Source organism: Microbacterium shimangi, from assembly GCF_043556445.1.
Lineage (GTDB): Bacteria > Actinomycetota > Actinomycetes > Actinomycetales > Microbacteriaceae > Microbacterium.
Window position 1 is genome coordinate 1,028,799 of record NZ_JBIGII010000003.1, and the last position, 20,544, is coordinate 1,049,342.

General features: G+C 68.5%; 20 protein-coding genes. 14 read left to right on the top strand and 6 right to left on the bottom strand.

What is annotated here, in order from left to right; translation table 11 throughout:
• Nucleotides 1–99: 99 nt before the first annotated feature.
• Nucleotides 100–954 (bottom strand): HAD family hydrolase, encoded by an 855-nt coding sequence (locus ACFXQA_RS06625; protein WP_394519006.1) that lies wholly within the window; start codon nt 952–954, stop codon nt 100–102.
• A 56-nt stretch (nt 955–1,010) separates the two neighbouring features.
• On the opposite strand from ACFXQA_RS06625, the gene rlmN reads away from it, so the two are divergent.
• Both rlmN and ACFXQA_RS06635 read left to right on the top strand, forming a co-directional pair.
• Nucleotides 1,011–2,252 (top strand): dual-specificity RNA methyltransferase RlmN, encoded by a 1,242-nt coding sequence (rlmN, locus tag ACFXQA_RS06630; RefSeq protein ID WP_394519007.1) that lies wholly within the window; start codon nt 1,011–1,013, stop codon nt 2,250–2,252.
• Nucleotides 2,253–2,262: 10 nt separating this feature from the next.
• Nucleotides 2,263–3,006, top strand: a complete 744-nt coding sequence (locus ACFXQA_RS06635) for a DUF429 domain-containing protein (RefSeq protein ID WP_394519008.1) — start codon at nt 2,263–2,265, stop codon at nt 3,004–3,006.
• A gap of 133 nt (nt 3,007–3,139) precedes the next feature.
• On the opposite strand, the gene ACFXQA_RS06640 is transcribed toward ACFXQA_RS06635, so the two are convergent.
• Entirely contained in the window at nt 3,140–3,790 is a 651-nt protein-coding gene (locus ACFXQA_RS06640) for a response regulator transcription factor (RefSeq protein ID WP_394519009.1), read from the bottom strand.
• A gap of 216 nt (nt 3,791–4,006) precedes the next feature.
• Nucleotides 4,007–4,732: an SDR family oxidoreductase gene (locus ACFXQA_RS06645; protein ID WP_394519010.1), complete on the bottom strand. Its 726-nt coding sequence runs from the start codon at nt 4,730–4,732 to the stop codon at nt 4,007–4,009.
• 112 nt (nt 4,733–4,844) lie between these two features.
• Between ACFXQA_RS06645 and ACFXQA_RS06650 the strand changes: the two genes are divergently transcribed.
• The 3 genes from ACFXQA_RS06650 to ACFXQA_RS06660 all read left to right on the top strand — a co-directional run bounded on the left by ACFXQA_RS06650 (nt 4,845) and on the right by ACFXQA_RS06660 (nt 7,054).
• Nucleotides 4,845–5,246, top strand: coding sequence for a MerR family transcriptional regulator (locus tag ACFXQA_RS06650; RefSeq protein WP_394519011.1), 402 nt, complete (start codon nt 4,845–4,847; stop codon nt 5,244–5,246).
• Between the two features lie 66 nt (nt 5,247–5,312).
• Nucleotides 5,313–6,203, top strand: a complete 891-nt coding sequence (locus ACFXQA_RS06655) for an ABC transporter ATP-binding protein (protein ID WP_394519012.1) — start codon at nt 5,313–5,315, stop codon at nt 6,201–6,203.
• Nucleotides 6,200–7,054 (top strand): ABC transporter permease, encoded by an 855-nt coding sequence (locus ACFXQA_RS06660; protein WP_394519013.1) that lies wholly within the window; start codon nt 6,200–6,202, stop codon nt 7,052–7,054. Before ACFXQA_RS06655 ends, ACFXQA_RS06660 begins: the two co-directional genes overlap by 4 nt.
• A 92-nt stretch (nt 7,055–7,146) precedes the next feature.
• Here ACFXQA_RS06660 and ACFXQA_RS06665 read toward each other — a convergent pair whose 3' ends face one another.
• Nucleotides 7,147–7,602 (bottom strand): MarR family winged helix-turn-helix transcriptional regulator, encoded by a 456-nt coding sequence (locus tag ACFXQA_RS06665; protein ID WP_394519014.1) that lies wholly within the window; start codon nt 7,600–7,602, stop codon nt 7,147–7,149.
• A 67-nt stretch (nt 7,603–7,669) separates the two neighbouring features.
• Here ACFXQA_RS06665 and ACFXQA_RS06670 point away from each other — a divergent pair, with 67 nt between their 5' ends.
• From ACFXQA_RS06670 to ACFXQA_RS06705, 8 genes are all read left to right on the top strand, one after another.
• The gene (locus ACFXQA_RS06670; protein WP_394519015.1) at nt 7,670–8,572 is read left to right on the top strand and encodes an NmrA/HSCARG family protein; all 903 of its coding nucleotides are present in this window, start codon (nt 7,670–7,672) and stop codon (nt 8,570–8,572) included.
• A 72-nt stretch (nt 8,573–8,644) separates the two neighbouring features.
• Nucleotides 8,645–9,658: an aldo/keto reductase family protein gene (locus ACFXQA_RS06675; RefSeq protein ID WP_394519016.1), complete on the top strand. Its 1,014-nt coding sequence runs from the start codon at nt 8,645–8,647 to the stop codon at nt 9,656–9,658.
• Nucleotides 9,659–9,667: 9 nt separating this feature from the next.
• Entirely contained in the window at nt 9,668–10,177 is a 510-nt protein-coding gene (locus ACFXQA_RS06680) for an NUDIX hydrolase (RefSeq protein WP_394519017.1), read from the top strand.
• Between the two features lie 47 nt (nt 10,178–10,224).
• Nucleotides 10,225–10,686: an SRPBCC family protein gene (locus tag ACFXQA_RS06685; protein WP_394519018.1), complete on the top strand. Its 462-nt coding sequence runs from the start codon at nt 10,225–10,227 to the stop codon at nt 10,684–10,686.
• Nucleotides 10,687–10,736: 50 nt separating this feature from the next.
• Nucleotides 10,737–12,263 carry an MmgE/PrpD family protein gene (locus tag ACFXQA_RS06690; protein ID WP_394519019.1) on the top strand — a complete coding sequence of 509 codons (1,527 nt, stop codon included), beginning with the start codon at nt 10,737–10,739 and terminating at the stop codon, nt 12,261–12,263.
• A gap of 139 nt (nt 12,264–12,402) precedes the next feature.
• Nucleotides 12,403–13,302, top strand: coding sequence for a methylisocitrate lyase (gene prpB / locus ACFXQA_RS06695; RefSeq protein ID WP_394519020.1), 900 nt, complete (start codon nt 12,403–12,405; stop codon nt 13,300–13,302).
• A gap of 98 nt (nt 13,303–13,400) precedes the next feature.
• Nucleotides 13,401–14,564 carry a bifunctional 2-methylcitrate synthase/citrate synthase gene (locus ACFXQA_RS06700; RefSeq protein ID WP_394519021.1) on the top strand — a complete coding sequence of 388 codons (1,164 nt, stop codon included), beginning with the start codon at nt 13,401–13,403 and terminating at the stop codon, nt 14,562–14,564.
• Complete coding sequence (locus ACFXQA_RS06705; protein ID WP_394519022.1) at nt 14,564–15,745, top strand: thiolase family protein; 1,182 nt, start codon at nt 14,564–14,566, stop codon at nt 15,743–15,745. The genes ACFXQA_RS06700 and ACFXQA_RS06705 overlap by 1 nt, the downstream gene beginning before the upstream one ends.
• Before the next feature lie 27 nt (nt 15,746–15,772).
• On the opposite strand, the gene ACFXQA_RS06710 is transcribed toward ACFXQA_RS06705, so the two are convergent.
• Nucleotides 15,773–16,150 carry a winged helix-turn-helix transcriptional regulator gene (locus tag ACFXQA_RS06710; protein ID WP_394519023.1) on the bottom strand — a complete coding sequence of 126 codons (378 nt, stop codon included), beginning with the start codon at nt 16,148–16,150 and terminating at the stop codon, nt 15,773–15,775.
• An 81-nt stretch (nt 16,151–16,231) separates the two neighbouring features.
• Between ACFXQA_RS06710 and ACFXQA_RS06715 the strand changes: the two genes are divergently transcribed.
• A complete protein-coding gene (locus ACFXQA_RS06715; RefSeq protein ID WP_394519024.1) occupies nt 16,232–16,642 on the top strand; it encodes a RidA family protein in 411 nt (136 codons plus the stop codon).
• 67 nt (nt 16,643–16,709) lie between these two features.
• On the opposite strand, the gene ACFXQA_RS06720 is transcribed toward ACFXQA_RS06715, so the two are convergent.
• Nucleotides 16,710–20,516: a choice-of-anchor I family protein gene (locus tag ACFXQA_RS06720; RefSeq protein WP_394519025.1), complete on the bottom strand. Its 3,807-nt coding sequence runs from the start codon at nt 20,514–20,516 to the stop codon at nt 16,710–16,712.
• Nucleotides 20,517–20,544 lie beyond the last annotated feature (28 nt).

A 20,544-nucleotide genomic window follows, 5' to 3' on the forward strand; every position in this document is an offset into this window, starting at 1 on the left:
GCATAAAGGAGGACGCTTACAGCGAGAAACTCCTCCGCACTGCATATCTCCTCCGGCGAGCACACCGGCGGGTCCGAGGGCTCGGCGACCGTGAACGCGTCAGATCAGTCCGTGCTTCACGAACGCGGCGTGGACGCCGTCATCGTGCACGCTCGTGGTGACCTCGTCGGCGTGCGCCTTCACCGCATCGTCGGCGTTGCCCATGGCGATACCGACGCCGCACACCTGCAGCATCTCGAGGTCGTTGTAGCTGTCGCCGATGCCGATCGCGTCGGCGAGGGTCAGGCCGAGGTGTTCCACCAGTTCGGTGATGGCCGCTCCCTTGTTCACCCCGTGCAGGCTGATCTCGCCGCCCGAGCCTCCGAGGTAGGGGATCGTGCCCGTGATCACGTGGAATCGGTCGCCCAGCGCATCGCGCACCTTCTCGAACGCCCGCGGATCTGTGCCGAAGAAGGTGGCTTTGGCGACCGCGTCCTCGGGCGCGGGCCCGCGGTAGGCCATGGCCTTCTCGAGGCGCAGAAGGTCGGTGGATGCGGCGTCTTCGGGCGCTCGTCCGACGACCTGGTCGATCACCGGGGCGATGCTCTCGAACATGCGCCGACTCGGATAGATCTCGTCGTAGGCCTGCAGGATGTACTCGATGTCGTTGTCCTCCAAGAACGCCACGAGCTCGTGCAGCGCCGCGCTCGGCATCGTGTGTTCGGCGACGCGCTCATCGCCCCGGTCGACGAAGCCGCCGCCGGCCGAGATCACGCCGTCGAAGCCGATCGCGGTCACGGGTTCCGGAATCTCGGTGCGCGACCTGCCGGTGCAGAGGTAGACGAGGTGCCCGCGGGCGCGTGCACCTCGTACGGCTTCGATCGCCGAAGGGGCGAGGCGCTGGTGGTGGTCGATGAGGGTTCCGTCCACGTCGAGGAACGCGATGCGGCGATGGGGGATGTCGTCGGGATGCACCGTTCCACGGTAGTCGCGGCCAGCCCGCGCGCAGCCGAGTCCCGTACCCTGGGAACATGATCGAGCAGCCCCCCGTGCGCACCACGAAACCCCGTCAGGTGCGCCCGGCGACAGAGGGCTGGTCGCAGCAGAAAGACGACACCGGCCGTCCGCTCCTGCAGTTCGCGAGCCCCAAACGGGGGAAGCCCCCCGTGCACCTCGCCGACCTGACCGCCGATGAGCGCGCCGCGAAGGTGAAAGAGCTCGGCATGCCGGGCTTCCGTGCGAAGCAGCTCGAGAAGCACTACTTCGAGCACTACACGAGCGACCCGGCGCACATGACCGACCTGCCCGCATCGGGTCGTGAAGAACTCGTCGCCGGCATGCTCCCGCCCCTTCTGACCGAGGTCAAGCGGCTCGAGACCGATCGCGGCGACACGATCAAGTTCCTCTGGAAGCTGCACGACGGTGCGCTCGTCGAGTCGGTGCTCATGCGCTACCCGGGCCGCATCACGCTCTGCGTGTCGTCGCAAGCCGGGTGCGGCATGAACTGCCCCTTCTGCGCCACCGGGCAGGCGGGCCTCACCCGCAACATGTCGGCGGCCGAGATCATCGAGCAGATCGTGCGCGCGAACCGCCTCATCGCCGACGGCGGCCTCGGCGGCAAGAAGCACGACGACCACTCGGCCGATCGGGTGTCGAACATCGTCTTTATGGGAATGGGCGAGCCGCTCGCGAACTACGCGCGGGTCATGCAGGCCGTGCGGGTCATGGTCGACAAAGAGCACGGCCTCGGCATGAGTGCGCGGGGGATCACGGTGTCGACCGTCGGACTCGTGCCCGCGATGATCAAACTCGCGAACGAGGACATCCCCGTGACGTTCGCGCTGTCGCTGCACGCGCCCGACGATCTGCTGCGCGACGAACTCATCCCCGTCAATTCGCGGTGGAAGGTCGACGAGGCCCTCGATGCGGCGCGCAACTACTTCGAGAAGACCGGCCGCCGTGTATCGATCGAGTATGCCTTGATCAAAGACATGAACGACCACGCCTGGCGCGCCGATCTACTGGCCGAGAAGCTCAATGCGCGCGGCCGCGGCTGGGTGCACGTGAACCCGATCCCGCTGAATCCGACCCCCGGCTCGATCTGGACCGCATCAGAGGTGCCGGTGCAGAACGAGTTCGTGCGGCGCCTCAACGATGCGGGCATTCCGACCACGCTCCGCGACACCCGCGGCAAAGAGATCGACGGCGCCTGCGGACAGCTCGTGGCCACCGAAGAAGACCAGGTCGCCGCCGACGCGACGCCCGTCGTCTGACCCGACCTCGATGCGCACGGTCGGCGTCGACCTGGCCGCCGAGAGCACGAAGACCGCGGTGGCGGTCATCGAGTGGGGCGGGGCGGATGCTGCGCTGACACGGCTCTCCGTCGGAGTCGCCGACGCCGAGATCGTCGATGCCTCGCGTGGCGCCGACAAGGTCGGCATCGACTGCGCCTTCGGCTGGCCCGACGAGTTCGTCGCGTTCGTGGTCGCTCAGGCCGATTCGGCGGCGGCGACCTTCGACGGCGGCATGGAGTGGCGCCGCACCCTCGCCTATCGCGAGACCGACCGTTTCGCCCGTCACGTCACCGGCCGCTGGCCGCTGAGCGTCTCGACGGACCGGCTCGGGCTCACCGCGATGCGCTGCAGCGGGCTGCTCGGAAGGCTGCGCGATGCGGGGCACGACGTCGACCGCTCGGGCTCGGGCGACGTCGCCGAGGTGTACCCCGGAGCGAGTCTTCGCCTGTGGGGCTTCGACACGACGGGTTACCGTTCTGACGCCGAGACCCGCACCCGGCTGCTCGCGGGTGTGGTGGCGGGGGCGCCGTGGCTGCACCTCGGCGGTCACGCCGAGCTGATGGCACGCTCGGGCGACGCGTTCGACGCGGTCGTGGCAGCTCTCGCCGCCCGAAGCGCTGCCCTCGGCAGGTACACGCCACCCGCGCCGGAACTGCTCGACCGAGCCCGCCGCGAAGGGTGGATCGCCCTGCCGAGCGGCGCGCTCGCCGACCTGGTCGCGTCGCGTGCTTAGGAGATGGAGCGGAGGCAGGACGATCCGCGGCGAATCCGCCTGCGCTCGCGTCAGCTCCTACGTCCGCCACGTCGGTCGCGATCGGCCGGCGCCGAGCGGCTCGGGCCGCTCGGTCGGCTCGCGAAGTGCCGGGCTAGGAGACGATGCCGTTGCGGAACGCCCACGCGACAAGTGTCGCCCGCGTGTTGACCCCGACTTTCGCGCTGATGCGCTGAATGTGACTCTTGACGGTCGTCGGCGATAGTCCGAGCTGGCCGGCGATGGCTTCGTTCGTGGAGGTGTCCGAGCACAGCAAGCGCACGACCTCGATCTCACGCCGCGAGAGCAGTCTCACTGCGTCATCCATCGGCCGGACATCGGACGTGCGATACGTCACGTGGTCGACGACGCGACGCGCCACGGTCGCGGAGATCACCAGATCGCCGCGTGACGCGGCCCGGATCGCGGTGATGAGTTCTTCGAGGGGGCCGGTCTTGAGGACGTATCCGGAAACGCCGGCCTGCAGAGACCGGAACAGGGCGTCGTCGATGTCGAACGACGTCATCATCACTGTCGGCAGGGGCGGCTGGCGTTTCGCGAGGATGCGCGACGCCGAGATGCCGTCGCCGCCGGGCATCCGCACATCCATCAAGGCGACATCGAAGTGTCGACGTTTCGAGATCTCGAGGGCCGCTGGGCCTGAGGCGACCTCGCCCGCGACCGTGATGTCGGGTTCGGCATTCAGCATCTCGCGCAGGCCGCGCCGGACCGCCACCTGATCGTCGACAAGCAGGACTCGGATCACAGCACCCCCCGATGGCTCGTTCCGTCAGCCTAGATCGTGCCGTGCAGCCCGCTGACGGATGGCGGCGTGCGGCCGCGATTACCGCCCAAAGTTCGTCCGAACAGACGATTCGCTCGCCGAGGAAACCGACCACGCTGCGTGGTGGTCGACTCCTCGGCGGACAGATGAGGAGCGTGCTCGCCCTCCGTCAGTGAGGCGTGCACCACATCGCGGCGGTCAGCTCGCGCCGAGCAGCTCGGCCATCCGGGCGTAGAACGCCGCCGGGTCGCCGGCGAGTGACGCCTTGACCATGGCGGTCCAGTCGTCGACGATGACCTCGATCGATCCGGCGGCGAGGCCGTCGAACGACATCCGCGGCACGTCGCGAGGATCGATCTTCGGGCCGTCGTAGGCCGCGGTCAGGTCGGTGTCGGCGGCGCCCAGCAGAACGCCCTGCACGAGGGTTCCCTGCGCGGCGAGCTCGAGGCGAACGCCGTTCGTCATGTTCCATTCGGCGGCCTTCGCGGCGGCGTACGAGGCGCCGGTGGGAGCGGCGAACCACGACAGCGCCGAGAGGATGTTCACGACCGCGCCGCCGCCGTTCGCGGCGAGGACGGGGGCGAACGCGCGGATCATGCCGAGCGTCCCCCAGAAGTGGGTGTTCATCTCGCGGTGGATCTCGGAGAGGTCGCCCGTCAGGAGAGAGGCGCCGGTCGAGATGCCGGCGTTGTTGACGAGGAGGGTCGTGTCGGAGGCAGCCTCGGCCGCCGCGGCGATGGACGCGTCGTCGAGCAGGTCGAGCCGAACCGGCACGACGCGGCTGTCTGCGAAGTCGACCGTTTCGGGCCGCCGTGCGGTCGCGTAGACCTTCGCGGCCCCTCGGTCGAGCAGTTCGAGTACGAACTGGCGTCCGATGCCGCGGTTTGCTCCGGTGACGAGGGCGATCTGGTCGGTGATTTCCATGGGTTCTGGCTTTCTCATGAGGCGGAGGCGGGCGCCGAAAGGCCCGCCGTCGGCTACGCTAAACCTTGACATTGACGTCAAGGGCAAGTCTTGAACGAAAGGTGCGAGACGCATGAGGATCGGCGACGTCGCAGACCGCGCGGGAGTCAGCACGAGGGCGCTGCGCTATTACGAAGAGCAGGGTCTGCTCCATTCCGAGCGCACCTCGACGGGTCAGCGCATCTACGCCGAACCCGCCGTCGAGCGCGTGCAGCTCATCCAGCAGTTCTTCACCGCCGGTCTGGCGAGCCGCACGATCTTGCAACTCCTGCCCTGCGTCGACACCGGGCAGGCGTCTGCGGAGGTGTTCGAGATGCTCGAAGCCGAGCGCAGTCGCATCACCTCCGCGATGGCCGACCTCGCCGCCGCGCGCGATGCCCTCGACCGCATGATCGACATCGCTCACCACCCCACGCCCGAGCATTGTCCCGCTCTGCGCGATCCTGCGTGGGCGCCCGTCGCCGGGGTCCACTGATCGGTGGATGCCGCGCCCACCGCGTGACGGTGGTGCGCAGCATCCGATCACGGCATTCTCAGGGGTATGACAGATGCCGTCGTCGAGGTCGCGAACCTCACGAAGAAGTACCGCGGGGGATTCGAGGCGCTCAAGGGCGTCAGTTTCGACATCCGCCGCGGCGAGACGTTCGCTCTCCTCGGACCCAACGGTGCGGGTAAGAGCACGACGATCGAGATCCTCGAGGGGTACCGCGACCGCAGCGGCGGAACGGTGTCCGTGCTCGGCGTCGACCCGCACCGCGCCACTCTCGAGTGGAAGGCGCGATTGGGCATCGTGCTGCAGAACACGGGTGAGGCACCCAGTGCATCGGTGCGCGATCTGCTGTCGCACTTCGCGGGGTTCTATCCGCGCGCCCGCGACGTCGACGAGGTCATCGCGGCCGTGGGGCTCACCGAGAAGGCGAAGACCCCGGTGCGGAAGCTCTCGGGCGGTCAGCGCCGGCGCGTCGACGTCGCCCTGGGCATCATCGGGCAACCCGACCTGCTCTTCCTCGATGAGCCGACGACGGGGTTCGATCCCGAGGCGCGTCGACAGTTCTGGGACCTGATCCGGGGGCTGCAACACGAGGGGACGACGATTCTCCTCACCACCCACTACCTCGACGAGGCTGCCGAACTCTCGCAGCGTGCGGCCATCGTCGTGGGCGGTCGACTCGTCTCGATCGGGCCGATCGATCAGCTCGGCGGGCCCGAGTCGCGCATTCCGGTGGTGCGCTGGCGCGAGAACGGCGAGGTGCGCGAAGAGCGCACCGACAGCCCCGGCGAATTCGTCGCCCACCTGGTCGCCGCCGGCGGTTCGGCGGGCAGCGGTCACGAGCCCGACGGTCTCGAGGTCGTGCGCCCGAGCCTCGAAGACATCTACCTCTCGTTCGTCGAGTCACCGGCAGTACTCGAAGCTGAAGGAGTTCGCGCATGACCGCCCCGCTGACCGCCGCTCACCGCGCGGCGCCCGTCTCGTTCGGTCTCGGACGCACCCTCCGGCTCGGCTTCTCGCGCATCGCGTTCGAGGTGCGCTCCTACTTCCGCCAGGGCGACTCGGTCTTCTTCACGTTCCTCTTTCCGGTGCTGTTCCTGTTGATCTTCTCGGTCGCGTTCAGCTCGAGCACTTTCGGGCCTCCCGGGGCGCAGATCTCGTCGGCCGCCTACTACCTCCCCGGCATGGTGGCCGCCGGTCTGCTGCTCTCCGGTACCCAGAACCTCGCGCTCGACATCGCGATGGAACGCAGCGACGGCACGTTGAAACGCCTGGGCGGCACCCCGCTCTCCCCGGTGTCGTATTTCATGGGCAAGCTCGGGCAGGTGCTGATCACCGGCATCCTGCAGGCGGGTCTCCTCATCGCGATCGCGGCGATCTTCTTCGGTGTCTCGCTGCCGACGGAGCCCGAGCGGTGGCTGACCTTCGCGTGGGTCTTCTTGCTCGGCGTGACGACCTGCGCCATTCTCGGGGTCGGCCTCAGCGCCCTTCCGCGCAGCGGCCGCAGCGCGACGGCGGTCGTGATTCCGATCGTGCTCGTGCTGCAGTTCATCTCGGGGGTCTACATCCAGTTCTCGGCATTGCCCGACTGGCTGCAGAATTTCGCGGGCATCTTTCCGCTGAAGTGGCTCGCCCAGGGAATGCGTTCGGTGTTCCTCCCCGAGTCGTTCGCCGTGGCCGAGCCCGGGGGCACCTGGCAGCACGGACTCACCCTGATCGTCACGCTCCTCTGGCTCGTCGTCGGACTCGTACTCGTGCGGCTCACCTTTCGGTGGATCCGCAAGGACGGTTAGGTCAGGGCGCCGCGAAGGTGGCGACGCATGACACCGGCCGACGGAGGAGGTTCCTCCGACCTGTCCGGCCCGGCTCCACTGCCTGGCTGGGATTACGCCTCCACCTGGGTGAGAGTCTCGGCGACCCTCGTGAGGAGTGAACGCAATTGGCCTTGCTCCGAAAGGGTGAGGTCGGTGGTCGTTCGCGCCTCGAGATCGCGCCATACGGAGGTGACGGGTTCCTCGAGCGCGCGACCCGCGTCGGTCAGGGACACCAGCACGACGCGCCGGTCGACCTCGGAGCGTTCGCGCGTGATCATGCCGCTTCGTTCGAGGCGGGCGAGCATTTTCGCCGTGGTCGGCGCCTCCACCATCAGGAGCCGAGTCAGGTCGACCTGCGAACGGGGCGATTCCTCCCACAGCAGCATCATCGCAAGTTCTTGCCCCGGCGCCAGTCCGAGGTCTTGGAGGAGCGCTCCGGCGAGCTTGCGGTGAGCCTTCGCGACCGCGGGGATCAGCGAGCTGATGGGGTCGGCGCCGGGCTCGGAGAGTGCTCTGTCGACTTTCATCGCGCCCCTTGGAATAATGGTTAGCCGGCTAAGGTTGTGTCTGGATATCGACTAGAAGGAGTCAACCATGACTGAACCCACCACCCCCCTGATCGCCGTCTTCGCCGCTACCGGAAGCCAGGGAGGAGCCGTCGTCGACGCCCTCCTCTCCCGCGGTGCGGGCGTGCGCGCACTTCTGCGCGACACCGGCTCCGAGAAGGCCCGCGCCCTCGCCGCGCGTGGCGTGGAGCTCGCGAAGGTCGACATCGACGATGCAGCCACGTTGTCATCCGCCCTCGACGCCGTCGACGCGTTCTGGTTCATGACGACTCCTCCCGGTGGGATACAGAACGCCGACACGGAAGGCGAGACCAACCAGGGAATCGCCCTCGCGGATGCTGCCGCCGCCGCCCGCGTGCCCCACGTGGTCTTCAGCTCGGTGGGAGGCGCCGAGCGCCACTCCGGCGTCCCTCATTTCGAATCCAAGCGGCTCGTGGAACAGCATCTCGCCGCTCTCGGGGTCGCAAGCACCGTGATCCGCCCCGTCTTCTTCATGGAGAACTTCTTCGGGTTCGCCCCGACGGTCGAGGAAGGAACCCTCGTGGTTCGTCTGCCCTTCGCCGATGACGTTCCCATGCAGATGATCGCCGTCCGCGACATCGGAACCGTTGCCGCGAGCGCCCTGCTCGAGCCTTCGGTGCTGCCGGCCGAGATCGAGATCGCCGGCGACGAGCTCACGGGCAGCGGAATTGCCGCAGCCTTCGCGGAGAGGGCGGGAATGCCCGCTCGCTACGAGGCTCTGCCGCTGGCCGTGCTCGATGGTCAGGACGACCTGCAGGCGATGTTCCGCTGGTTCGTCGAGACCCCTGCCTACCAGGCCGACATCGAGGCGACCCGTCGTGTGGCGCCCGACGCGGCGACGTTCCGCAGCTGGCTCGACACCATCGGCTATGCACCCACGTCGGGACAGGACGAGAACGAAGCGGGCTGAGCCGCGAGCGGCGGGTTCGGCGGCCCGCAACCCCGGCCCGCTGACCCCGTCATCGGGCATAGCGTGGAAGACATGGTCAACTATCGCTATCTCGGAAACAGTGGTCTCAAGGTCTCGGAGATCACCTACGGCAACTGGGTGACGCACGCGTCGCAGGTCGAAGACGATGCGGCCGTGAAGACCGTTCATGCCGCCCTCGACGCCGGCATCACGACGTTCGACACGGCTGACGCCTACGCCAACACCGCGGCCGAGGTCATTCTCGGGAAGGCGCTCGAAGGGCAGCGCCGCGAGTCGCTCGAGATCTTCACGAAGGTCTACTTTCCGACCGGTCCCGGCGGCCCCAACGACACCGGCCTCAGCCGCAAGCACATCACCGAGTCGATCCACGGCTCGCTGAAGCGCCTCGGCACCGACTACGTCGACCTCTACCAGGCGCACCGTTTCGACTACGAGACACCGCTCGAAGAGACGTTCCAGACCTTCGCCGACCTCGTTCACCAGGGCAAGGTGCTCTACATCGGCGTCTCGGAGTGGACCGCAGAGCAGCTGCGCGAGGGGCACGCTCTGGCGAAGGAGCTCAAGATCCAGCTCATCTCGAACCAGCCGCAGTACTCCATGCTGTGGCGCGTCATCGAAGAGAAGGTCGTACCGACGAGCGAAGAGCTGGGTATCTCCCAGATCGTCTGGTCGCCGATGGCGCAGGGCGTGCTGAGCGGCAAGTACCTGCCGGGCCAGCCCGTGCCCGACGGATCGCGCGCGACCGACGAGAAGAGCGGTGCGACCTTCATCAAGCGCTTCCTCGCCGAAGACACCCTCACCGCCGTGCAGCGGCTCAAGCCGGTCGCCGAGCAGGCGGGTCTGTCGATGCCGCAGATGGCGATCGCGTGGGTGCTGCAGAACCCGAACGTCGCCGCCGCGCTCGTGGGCGCGTCGCGGCCCGAGCAGCTCGCCGACACCGTGAAGGCCTCGGGGATCACGCTCGACGCCGACACTCTCGCGGCGATCGACACCGCGCTGAGCGGCGCCGTCGAGAGCGACGGGCAGAAGACGTACGAATCATCGCCGAAGTCGCGAGTGGCCTGAGGCCGGATCATGGTGGCGATGAGCGCCGGCATTCTGCTCTACCGGCTCGAAGCCGGCGGGGTGCAGGTGCTCATCGCCCACATGGGCGGGCCGTACTGGGCCGCGAAAGAGGCCGCTGCCTGGTCGATTCCGAAGGGCGAGTTCGACCCCGACCACGAGACGGCGCTGGATGCTGCGCGCCGCGAATTTCGTGAGGAACTCGGGGTCGGCGCGCCCGCCGTCGCCTATGCCGAGCTCGGCACCTTCGCGTACTCGTCGGGGAAACGCGTCGCGGTGTTCGTCGCCGACGGGGCCGGGTTCGACGCCTCCGGATTCGTCTTCGGCGAGTTCGAGCTCGAGTGGCCGCCCCGGTCAGGCAAGACCGCGATGTTCCCCGAGGTCGACCGAGCGGAGTGGGTGGCGCTCGACGTCGCGCGCGATCGCCTGGTGAAGGGGCAGCGGCCCGCTCTCGACGCACTCGAACGGATGCTCGCAGAGGTCGAGCGCAACCGCCTCGACGGGACGCGACGAACGACGTAGCGTTCTCGAACCGCGACGATGCGCGCCGCGGAGGTGAGGAGCATCCCATGATCGATTCGTCCCGAGGCTTCACCGTGGAGCGGCTGCTCGACGCGACACCCGAACAGATCTGGACGGCGTGGACCGACGCCGACGAGGCCGCGCAGTGGTGGCATCCGGCGGGTGCGACCACCCCGCGCGAGTCGGTGAGCATCGACCCGCGTGTGGGGGGTCTGTACACCTACACGATGGTCGACGACACGTCGGGCGAAGAGTTTCCGACGGGCGGGCAGTACCTCGAGGTCGTGCCGCAGGAGCGACTCGTCTTCACCTGGGGCGAGCCCGGCGCCGACCCCGACGACACACCCGTCGTGACCGTCACGATCGCGTCGGCGGGCGACCTGGCGCGCCTGACCTTCGACCTCCGCGGTGTCGACGGCACGGCGGGCGACGAGAGCTACTATGACGGCTGGGCGAGCGCCCTCGACGAGCTCGTCACGCACCTCGGGCAGTCGGCCGTCCACGGCTGACCTCGCAGTGCGGGCAGTATGGGTAGGGAATGCCCCACGAAAGGCCCCCCATGACGATCTCGCACCACCTCCGCGTCCACCGCAGCGACGAGTACCTGCCGCGCGAGGGCGAGCTGGCCTGGCACCTCGCCGAGGTCGCCGCTGACGAGGTCGCGGTCGACGATGACGTGGTCGAGATGATCATCAACCGCGTCATCGACAACGCCGCGGTCGCCGCGGCATCCCTCACCCGTCACCCGGTGAGCGCAGCGCGCCAGCAGGCCCTCGATCACCCCGTGTCGATCAGCGGCCCGGGCTCGACGATCTTCGGCTGCGCCCTCGAACGTCGCACGAGCCCCGAGTGGGCGGCCTGGGCGAACGGCGTCGCGGTGCGCGAGCTCGACTACCACGACACCTTCCTCGCGGCCGATTACTCGCACCCGGGCGACAACATCCCGCCGATCCTCGCCGTCGCCCAGCACACCGGGCGCGACGGTGCGGCGCTCGTCCGCGGCCTCGCCACGGCGTACGAGATCCAGATCGACCTGGTGCGGGCCATCTCGCTGCACCGGCACAAGATCGATCACGTCGCGCACCTCGGCCCCGCCGCCGCCGCCGGAATCGGCACGTTGCTCGGTCTCGCAACCCCCACGATCCACCAGGCGATCGGGCAGGCGCTGCACACCACGACCGCCACCCGGCAGTCGCGCAAGGGCCAGATCTCGACCTGGAAGGCCTTCGCCCCCGCCTTCGCCGGCAAGCTCGCCGTCGAAGCGGTCGACCGCGCGATGCGCGGCGAGACCTCGCCCGCGCCGATCTACGAGGGCGAAGACGGCGTCGTCGCGTGGCTGCTCGACGGCAACGATGCGAGCTACGACGTGCCGCTTCCGGCGGCGGGGGAGTCCAAGCGCGCCATCCTCGACTCGTACACGAAGGAGCACTCCGCCGAGTACCAGGCGCAGGCCTGGATCGACCTCGCCCGCCGACTCGGCACCGAACGGCCCGACCTGCGTGACCCCGCGAACATCGCGTCGATCGTGCTGCACACGAGCCACCACACGCACTACGTGATCGGTTCCGGCGCGAACGACCCGCAGAAGTACGAGCCCACCGCGTCGCGCGAGACGCTCGACCACTCGATCCCGTACATCTTCGCCGTCGCCCTGCAGGATGCCGCGTGGCACCACGTCGACTCGTACCTGCCCGAACGCGCCGGACGCCCCGACACGGTCGACCTCTGGCGCAAAGTCACCACGGCAGAAGACGCCGAATGGACCCGCCGGTACCACTCCGAAGACCCGAACGAGAAGGCCTTCGGCGGGCGCGTGGTCATCACCCTCGCCGACGGCTCGACCGTCGAAGACGAGATCGCCGTCGCCGACGCCCACCCGCTCGGCGCGCGGCCGTTCGCCCGCGAAGACTACGTCCGCAAGTTCCGGCTGCTGGCCGAGCCCGTGCTGCTGCCCGAAGAGATCGAGCGCTTCCTCGATCTCGCCCAGCGCCTGCCCGAGCTGACGCCGGCCGAGGTGCTGCAGCTGAACATCACGGCGAAGCACGGCGTCCTGGCTCTCGCGCCCGCTCCGAAGGGCCTCTTCTGATGTGCGGCCGACTTCGGCGTGGCGCGGGCCTTCGCGCACGAACTCAGGCTGAATTCGTCGCAGGGGCCTCGACACGCCGCTTCTCGGCGGTGTCGACCGCATTCAGCCTGAGTGCGGGCGCGAGCGAGGGCGGCAACTGATGTTGTACGCGCAGACCCCGGCACACGAGAAGCGGCGGATACTCCGCGAACGTCTGGCATCCGGCGAACTGCTGCGGTTCCCCGGGGCGTTCAACCCGCTCTCGGCGCGACTGATCGAGCGCAAGGGCTTCGACGGTGTGTACATCTCGGGTGCGGTGCTGGCGGCCGACCTCGGGTTGCCCGACATCGGGCTGACGACGCTGTCCGAAGTGGCGGGTCGGGGGCAGCAGATCGCGCGCATGACCGAGCTTCCGGCGATCATCGACGCCGACACCGGCTTCGGTGAGCCGATGAACGTGGCCCGCACGATCCAGACGCTCGAAGACGCCGGGATCGCCGGCGCGCACATCGAAGACCAGATCAACCCGAAGCGCTGCGGGCACCTCGACGGCAAGAGCGTGGTCGACCGTGAGACGGCGGTCAAACGCATCCGCGCCGCCGTCGATGCACGTCGCGACCCGAATTTTCTCGTGATGGCGCGCACCGACATCCGCGCCGTCGAGGGACTGGACGCTGCCATCGACCGGGCGAAAGCGCTCGTCGATGCCGGCGCCGACGCGATCTTCCCCGAGGCGATGCGCGACCTCGGCGAGTTCGAAGCCATGCGCGCGGCGCTCGACGTGCCGATCCTCGCGAACATGACCGAGTTCGGGAAGAGCGAGCTCTTCTCCACCGGCCAGCTTCGCGACGTCGGCGTCAACATCGTGATCTGGCCGGTGTCGCTGCTGCGCCTGGCCATGGGCGCCGCCGACCGCGGCCTCGATACGCTCCAGGGCGAAGGGCACCTCACCGCGAAGCTCGGAGAGATGCAGCACCGCGCCAACCTCTACGACCTGATCGACTACGAGGGCTACACCCGCTTCGACACGAGCGTCTTCGACTTCCGCGTCGAGCGGTAACGGACCCGACCCGTGTCCCGATTTCCGCAAGAATCGGCGTCGTTCCTTGCGGAAAATGGGACATGCGGGCAGAACACCCCGAATCTCGAAGGAGAGACATGACCGAGATCAAGAAGGGCCTCGCCGGCGTCGTGGTGGATTACACCGCGATCAGCAAGGTCAACCCCGACACCAACAGCCTCCTGTACCGCGGCTACCCCGTGCAAGAGCTCGCCGCGACCCAGCCGTTCGAGGCGGTCGCCTACCTGCTGTGGCACGGTGAGCTGCCGACGGCCTCGCAGCTCGCGGAGTTCCGCCTCGAAGAGCGCCGGCACCGGACGCTGCTCCCCGCCGTGCGGACGGCGATCGACCTCGTGCCGCGCACCGCGCACCCGATGGACGTCGTTCGGACGGCCGTCAGCGTCATCGGGGCCTCCGACCCGGCAGCCGACGACTCGAGCCCCGACGCCGAGTTGGCCAGCAGCATCCGATTGTTGGCCGCGCTGCCGGCGGTCATCGCGTACGACCAGCGACGCCGCAGGGGCGAAGACCCGATCGAGGCCCGCGACGACCTCGACTACGCGGCCAACTTCCTCTGGATGACGTTCGGCGAAGAGGCCGAACCCCTCGTCGTCGACGCGTTCACCGTCTCGCTGATCCTCTACGCCGAGCACTCCTTCAACGCGTCGACCTTCACCGCGCGCGTGATCACCTCGACCCTGAGCGACCTGTACTCCGCGGTCGTGGGGGCGGTCGGGGCCTTGAAGGGGGCACTGCACGGCGGAGCGAACGAGGCCGTCATGCACGTGTTCGAAGAGATCGGCGACTCGTCGAACGTCGTGCCGTGGCTCGATGAAGCACTGTCGAGCAAGCGCAAGGTCATGGGTTTCGGGCACCGGGTGTACAAGCACGGCGACTCGCGCGTGCCAACGATGCGCAACGCGCTCGTAGCGCTCGTCGCGCACTACGACCGACCCGACGTGCTCGATCTCTACGACGCCCTCGAGACGGAGTTCGTCGCGCGGAAGGGCATTTACCCCAATCTCGACTACCCCTCCGGCCCGGCGTATCACCTCATGGGTTTCGACACCGCGACCTTCACGCCGCTGTTCGTCGCGGCGCGGGTGACGGGGTGGACGGCGCACATCAGGGAGCAGCGCGCGGCGAACGCCCTCATCCGCCCGCTCTCGGAGTACAACGGCCCCGACGAGCGTCACGTCGAGGGATACGAGGCACCCGCCGACGATGACACGGCTGCGCGTCCGGAGGAGGCGGCCGGCTGATGCGCGAACGCGTGGTGGTGGTCGCCGGTGCGCGGACGCCGATCGGCAGCTTCGCCGGCTCGCTGTCGAGCGTGCCGGCGCACGAACTCGGAGCGGTCGCCGTCACGGCGGCGCTCGCGCGGGCGGGCGTGGCACCCGCGGAGGTCGGCGAAGTCATCATGGGCTGCATCGCGCAGAACGGCCCCGACGCCTACAACGCCCGCCGCGTCGCGCTCGCGGCCGGGTTGCCGACGCGGGTGCCCGCGTTCACGGTGAACCGCCTCTGCGGCTCGGGGCTCCAGGCGATCTGGTCGGGCGCCCAGGAACTGTTGTGGGGCGGCGTCGACGCGGTCGTCGCGGGCGGTGACGAAAGCATGTCGCGCACACCGTTCCTCGATTTCGGCGCACGCGACGGTGCACGGCTGGGCAACCGGACGCTGCTCGACGGCACCCTCGCGATCCTCACCGATCCGTTCAGCGGTGAGCACATGGGAACGACCGCCGAGAACGTGGCCGAGCGCTACGGCGTCTCGCGACGCGAGCAAGACGAATTCGCCGTGGAGAGCCAGCGAAGGGCGGCGACGGATGCTGCGCGCTCCGCCTTCGCCGCAGAGATCGTGCCCGTGACGACGCCGGGGCGATCCGGCGTCGAGGTGTCGGTCGACCAGCATCCGCGCCCCGGCACCACCCTCGACGTGCTGGCAGGGCTCCGTGCAGCGTTTCGTCCCGGCGGCTCGGTCACCGCGGGCAACTCGTCGGGCATCAACGACGGCGCGGCGGCCGTCGTGCTGATGCGGGAATCCGACGTTCGCGAGAGGGGCATGAACGGCCTCGTGACCCTCGAGGCCGTCGCCACCGCGGGCGTCGATCCCGACATCATGGGATACGCGCCGGTGGTCGCCCTCGAGCGGCTCTGGGAGCAGACCGGGCTCAGCGCCTCCGATATCGACGTGATCGAGCTGAACGAGGCTTTCGCCGCCCAGGCGGTCGCCGTCATCCGTGACGCCGGTCTCGACCCGGCGAAGACGAATCCGTACGGCGGGGCGATCGCTCTGGGACACCCGGTCGGGGCGACCGGGGCGATCCTCACCGTTCGTGCGGCGATGGACCTGCAGCGCCGTGACCTCGAATACGCGGTCGTGACGATGTGCATCGGCGGCGGCCAAGCCCTCGCCGCGCTGTTCCGGCGCTGGGACGGCTGAGGCGCTCCCGCCCGCCGGACCCCGCGATCACTGATCCTCGGCGTCGAACCTCTCTCTCGCGCGCTCGACCTCGGGCAGGTTCTCGGTCGTCCAGCGCAGGAGGGCGTCGATGAGCTGGTTGAGCGACGTGCCGACGGGCGCGATGCGGTACTCCACGGCGATGGGGCGCGTCTGCAGGACGACGCGCTCGATCATGCCGTTGCGTTCGAGGCGGCGCAGCGTCGTGGTGAGCGATTTCTGGCCGATCAGCGGAATCGCGCGACGCAGCTCGTTGAACCGCGAGGGTCTGGTGCACAGCTCGTCCATCACCTGCAGCGACCACTTGTCGAGAAGCTGGTCGAGAAGCTCGCGGTGGGGAGTGTCGATCTGCAGCAGGTCGGTATCGGCCGGGGCGGTGTCGGTCATGACACCTAGTCTCGTTGAAGTTCCCTGGGGGCACTAGGTAGACAGGGGGTACCACTTCATCGCCGACCGAAGGAAGACCCCATGACCGTTCAGACCCTGTCTCCCGAGGGCATGTTCCAGCCCGTGCCCTACCACCACGTCTCGATCGCGACCGGAAGCCGGCACGTGCACGTCGCAGGCCAGATCGCGCGTGATGGCGTCGGCAACCGCCTCGCACCCGACGACCTCACCCGGCAGGTGGCGGAGGTCTTCCGCAACGCCGCCCGCGGGCTGGCCGGTGCGGACGCGACGTTCTCGGATGTGGTGCGGATGCGATTCTTCACGACGCACTCGAAACCCGAGATGTTCGACGCCTTCTTCGCCGGAGTCGAGCGGGTCACCGCCGAGCTGTCGCTTCCGACGCCGCTTCCGCCCGTCTCGGTCATCGGCGTCGACATGCTCTTCGAGCCCGACGTGCTGGTCGAACTCGAGGTGTACGCGATCCTCGACTGAGGTCGCCGATGAATGAGAGAGGCCCCCACCCGGCAAGGGTGAGGGCCTCTCTGGTGTCAGGCGTGTGTCAGCTGACGGTGCGGCGCTTGCGCAGCGCGAACACCAGGCCACCGGCGACCAGCAGGAAGCCGGCCCCGAGGGCGATGCCGTACGGCATCTCAGACCCGGTGGCGGCCAGGGCGCCGGGCGCCGTGACCATCACGCCGACCGAGATCGGCTCGACACCCGCAGCGGTGACCACGAGGCGGTGTGCACCGAGATCGAAGTCCGCCGGGATGGCGATCGAGAAGGTCGTCGTGCCCGCGGCGTTCGCCGCGGGGATGCCCGAGACCGCGATCGGGTCGCTGAACAGCGTCGCCGCGATCTGCTGGCCGGGCTCGAGGCCCGACACGGTGACCTTCAGCGAGCCGCCCTGTTCGACGCGCCCCCCGTTGCTGAGCGAGACGTCGGCCCAGTCGCCGCCGACCTGTGTTCCCACCGCGGGCGGCGTGCCGCCCGGGTCGACCGGAGTCGGCGGGATCGTCGGGGTCGGGTTGGTCGGCTCCGGGTTGGTCGGCTCTTCGGTGCCCGGCTCTTCGACCGGCGGCTCTTCGCCGATGAGGTAGGCGCGGTTCGCCGGTGACGGCGAGACGCTGCCCTTCGCGTCGAAGTAGTCGACCGAGGCCTGAAGGTCGATCTGACCCGAGTCGGCGAGGCTCGTGCCCGCCTTGAAGGTGGCGAACGCGTCACCGCCCGCGGCGAGGAACGAGTTGGTCACGATGCGGATCTTCGTGGTGTTGTCAATCGGCAGTGTCTTGTCGGACGGCAGCAGCTCCTTGCCGTTCAGCTGCATCGACACGATGTTCGAACCCTTTGCCGCTGCCGGGTCGTACTCGAAGGTGAAACCCTTCGAGACGCCGAGCGCGAGCTTCGGACGCGAAGCGCCCGCGGGCTGCCACTGCTCCTCGAGAACACCCTTGATCTGCGCCGGTGTCAGTTCGAGCGTGACGAGGGTGTTGCCGAAGGGCTGCACGTTGGCGGCCTCGCGGTACGACACCGAACCGTTGTCGGAACCGAACAGCAGGTCGGCGCGGAGGCCGCCCGGGTTCATGAACGCGATCTCCGCATCGGTGCCCCCGAAGTCCGGGTTCTCGCTCGTAGCCCACAGGTACACGTCGGCGACGGTGTTTCCGAGGGTCGAGTGGGATCCGCGGTCTTCCGCACCGGTCTCGGTCTTCGCGCGCAGGATGTCGGCCGTGATGGTTCCGACCTCTTCGGCACCCTTGACCGCGGCGATGGCTTTCGCATCGCTGACGACCTTGGCCGTTTCGGCCTGGCTGTACGCGATGTACGACGTGGTGACCGGCTCGAGCAGCGGGACGACACCGGGGGTGATCGACTCGAGCGCGCCCGCGTCGGTCAGCTCGATGTCGAGCGTTCCGAGCGTCGTGCCGTACTGGTTGGCCTGGATGACCGGACGGTTCTCACCGGTCGGGCCGGGCAGTGCGCACGGGTACGTCTGGTGCGTGTGCGCCGAGACGATCGCGTCGATGTCGGCCGAGGCCTGCGACACGGTCTTGCCGAAGGCGCTGGCGGCCTCCGACGCGGTGACGTCGCAGTTGGAGTCGACGAAACCGTCGTGCGTCAGGAGGATCGTGATGTCGGCCAGGTTCTCGGCCTCGATCTTCGCCGAGACGCGGTTGGCGGCCTCGGTCGGGTCTCCGAACTCGATGTCGGCGATGCCGTCGGGGTTCACCAGGGTGGCGGTGTCGGCCGTGACGGTTCCGATGAACGCGATCTTCACGCCGTTCACCTCGCGGATCGCGTACTCCTTCAGTGCGGGCGTTTTCGTGCCCTTCTGGTACACGTTCGCACCGAGACCGAAGTCGGGGTTTCCGTAGTTGCCCGTTCCGGTTTCGGTCAACCGCTCCTGCAGATCGGCGAAGCCCTTGTCGAACTCGTGGTTGCCGACGGCACTCAGGTCGAGGCGCGCGGTCTTGAGGGCGTCGACGGTGGGGTCGTCGTTGCTGAGGAACGACTCGAACGCCGTGGCGCCGATGTTGTCGCCGGCCGAGACGAACAGCGTGTTCGGGTTGATCTGACGGTACTTGTCGACGGCGCCGGCCAGGACCGCCGCTCCGGCGACCCCGCCGGTCTCTTGCACGAGGCGTCCGTGGAAGTCGTTGATCGTCAGCACCTGCACGTCGGGCTGTGTTTCGAGGAGCGCTTCGACGTCGTAGGTGGTCGTCGTTCCCGATACCTCGTTGCCGACGACCAGGTAGGGCGTGCCGGTCTGCGAGCGGGTGGCCGAGACGAACGCGATACCCTCGGGGCCGAGGTCGCCGGCTGCCGGGGTCTCCACGTCCTTCGTGACGTCGCGGTTGTTGACGTAGGTGACGTACGTCGAGTTCTTCGGGTCGGTGATGTCGTAGACCATCACGCCGCCGACGCGCTCGAGACCGATGAAGGCGTAGGTGCGGCCGTCGACGACGCCGACGGCGATCGCCTCGGGCTCGGGGCCCTTGTCGTCGCTGCGGTCGTCGACCGTGTTGTTGTCGTTGCTGACGTTGAAGTAGGCCGGAGCGACCTCGCGCAGCTTCTGCTCGAAGTCGTCGCCCGAATCGAAGACGAGCTGACCCTTCGTGTCCCAGATCGAGAACGAGCGTCCGCCGTACGAGTACAGGTCGTTGTAGCACCCGGCGTCGGTCTTGCCGAGGTCGGAGACGACCTTGAGGCGGCCGAGCGCGTCGTCGGCCTTGAGAGCGGCGAGCGGGCTCGTGGCGCAGATGTCGAGTGACTTCACTCGAGCCTCGTCGATGAAGTCACCCCACTCGCGCGCATCGCCCTCGTTCGCGGTCACGAGGTAGGTGGCGGCCGCACCCGCGACGGTCGCCTGGTACGACTGCAGGCCGTCGGGCATGTAGAGACCCTTGAGGCCCGGGTAGGCCTCGAGGCCGACGCCGTCTTTGTCGCTCGCGTCGAGCGCGTTGGCGGCGACGCCGTAGTCCTTGTAGCCGAGGGGCAGGATGCTGGTGACCTCGGGCTTGGTGAGGTCGATCACCGCGATGGCGTTCGCCTCCTGGAGACCCACGTACGCGGTGGTGCCGCTCGTGGTGATGTACTCCGGTTCGAGGTTGCGGCTCACGCGGTTGCCCGCGAGAGGGGTGGTGCCCTGGTCGGGGGCTGCCACGTCGGGACCGAAGACCCGGACCTTCGGGTCGAGCGTCTTCGTCCCTCCGTTGGCGGCCGACTCGAACGCGCGGAAGTTCGCCGTCTTGACGGCGGCCGGAAGCGCGATGCCGGTGGGGAGCGCGATGACGCTGACCGAACCTTCGGGGTCGACCGTGAAGTCGTCCGACGGCTCGGCCTCGTTCGCGACGACGGCGTAGGCGCCGTCTTTCGAGATGGTGACCATGTCGGGGAGGGCGCCGACGGTGAGCTCCCCGAGAACGGCAGCGGTGCCGCTCGTGGCGTTCGCGTCGAAGAACACGACGTGCCCGGGGTCGGTCTTCACGGGCGCCTCGAAAGCGATGACACCGAGGCCGTCGTCGCGGATCGCGACCGAGTTGGCCGTACCGGTCGAGGCGATCTCGAACAGCTCCGTCGGGTTCGTCGGGTCGGAGTTGTCGAGCACCCCGACGGTTCCGGCCTGTGCGTTGACGACGAAGATGCGGTCGCGGTAGGTCTGAACGATCTCGGCGGCGGACTCTTTGTAGACGCCCGACTCGAAGGTGCCGATGGGCGAAAGCCCGAGTGCGGCGTTGGTGACGCTGTCGGTGATCGGGGAAGGGACGATCGCGGCAGAAGCCGCGGTGGCGCTCGACAGGGCGAGCGCGCACACCGCCGCGGTGGTCGCGGCGAAGGCGACGGCGCGGCGGAAGGGATGCGTAGGCATGCGTGTCCTCGGTTAGGGGATGGAGCGG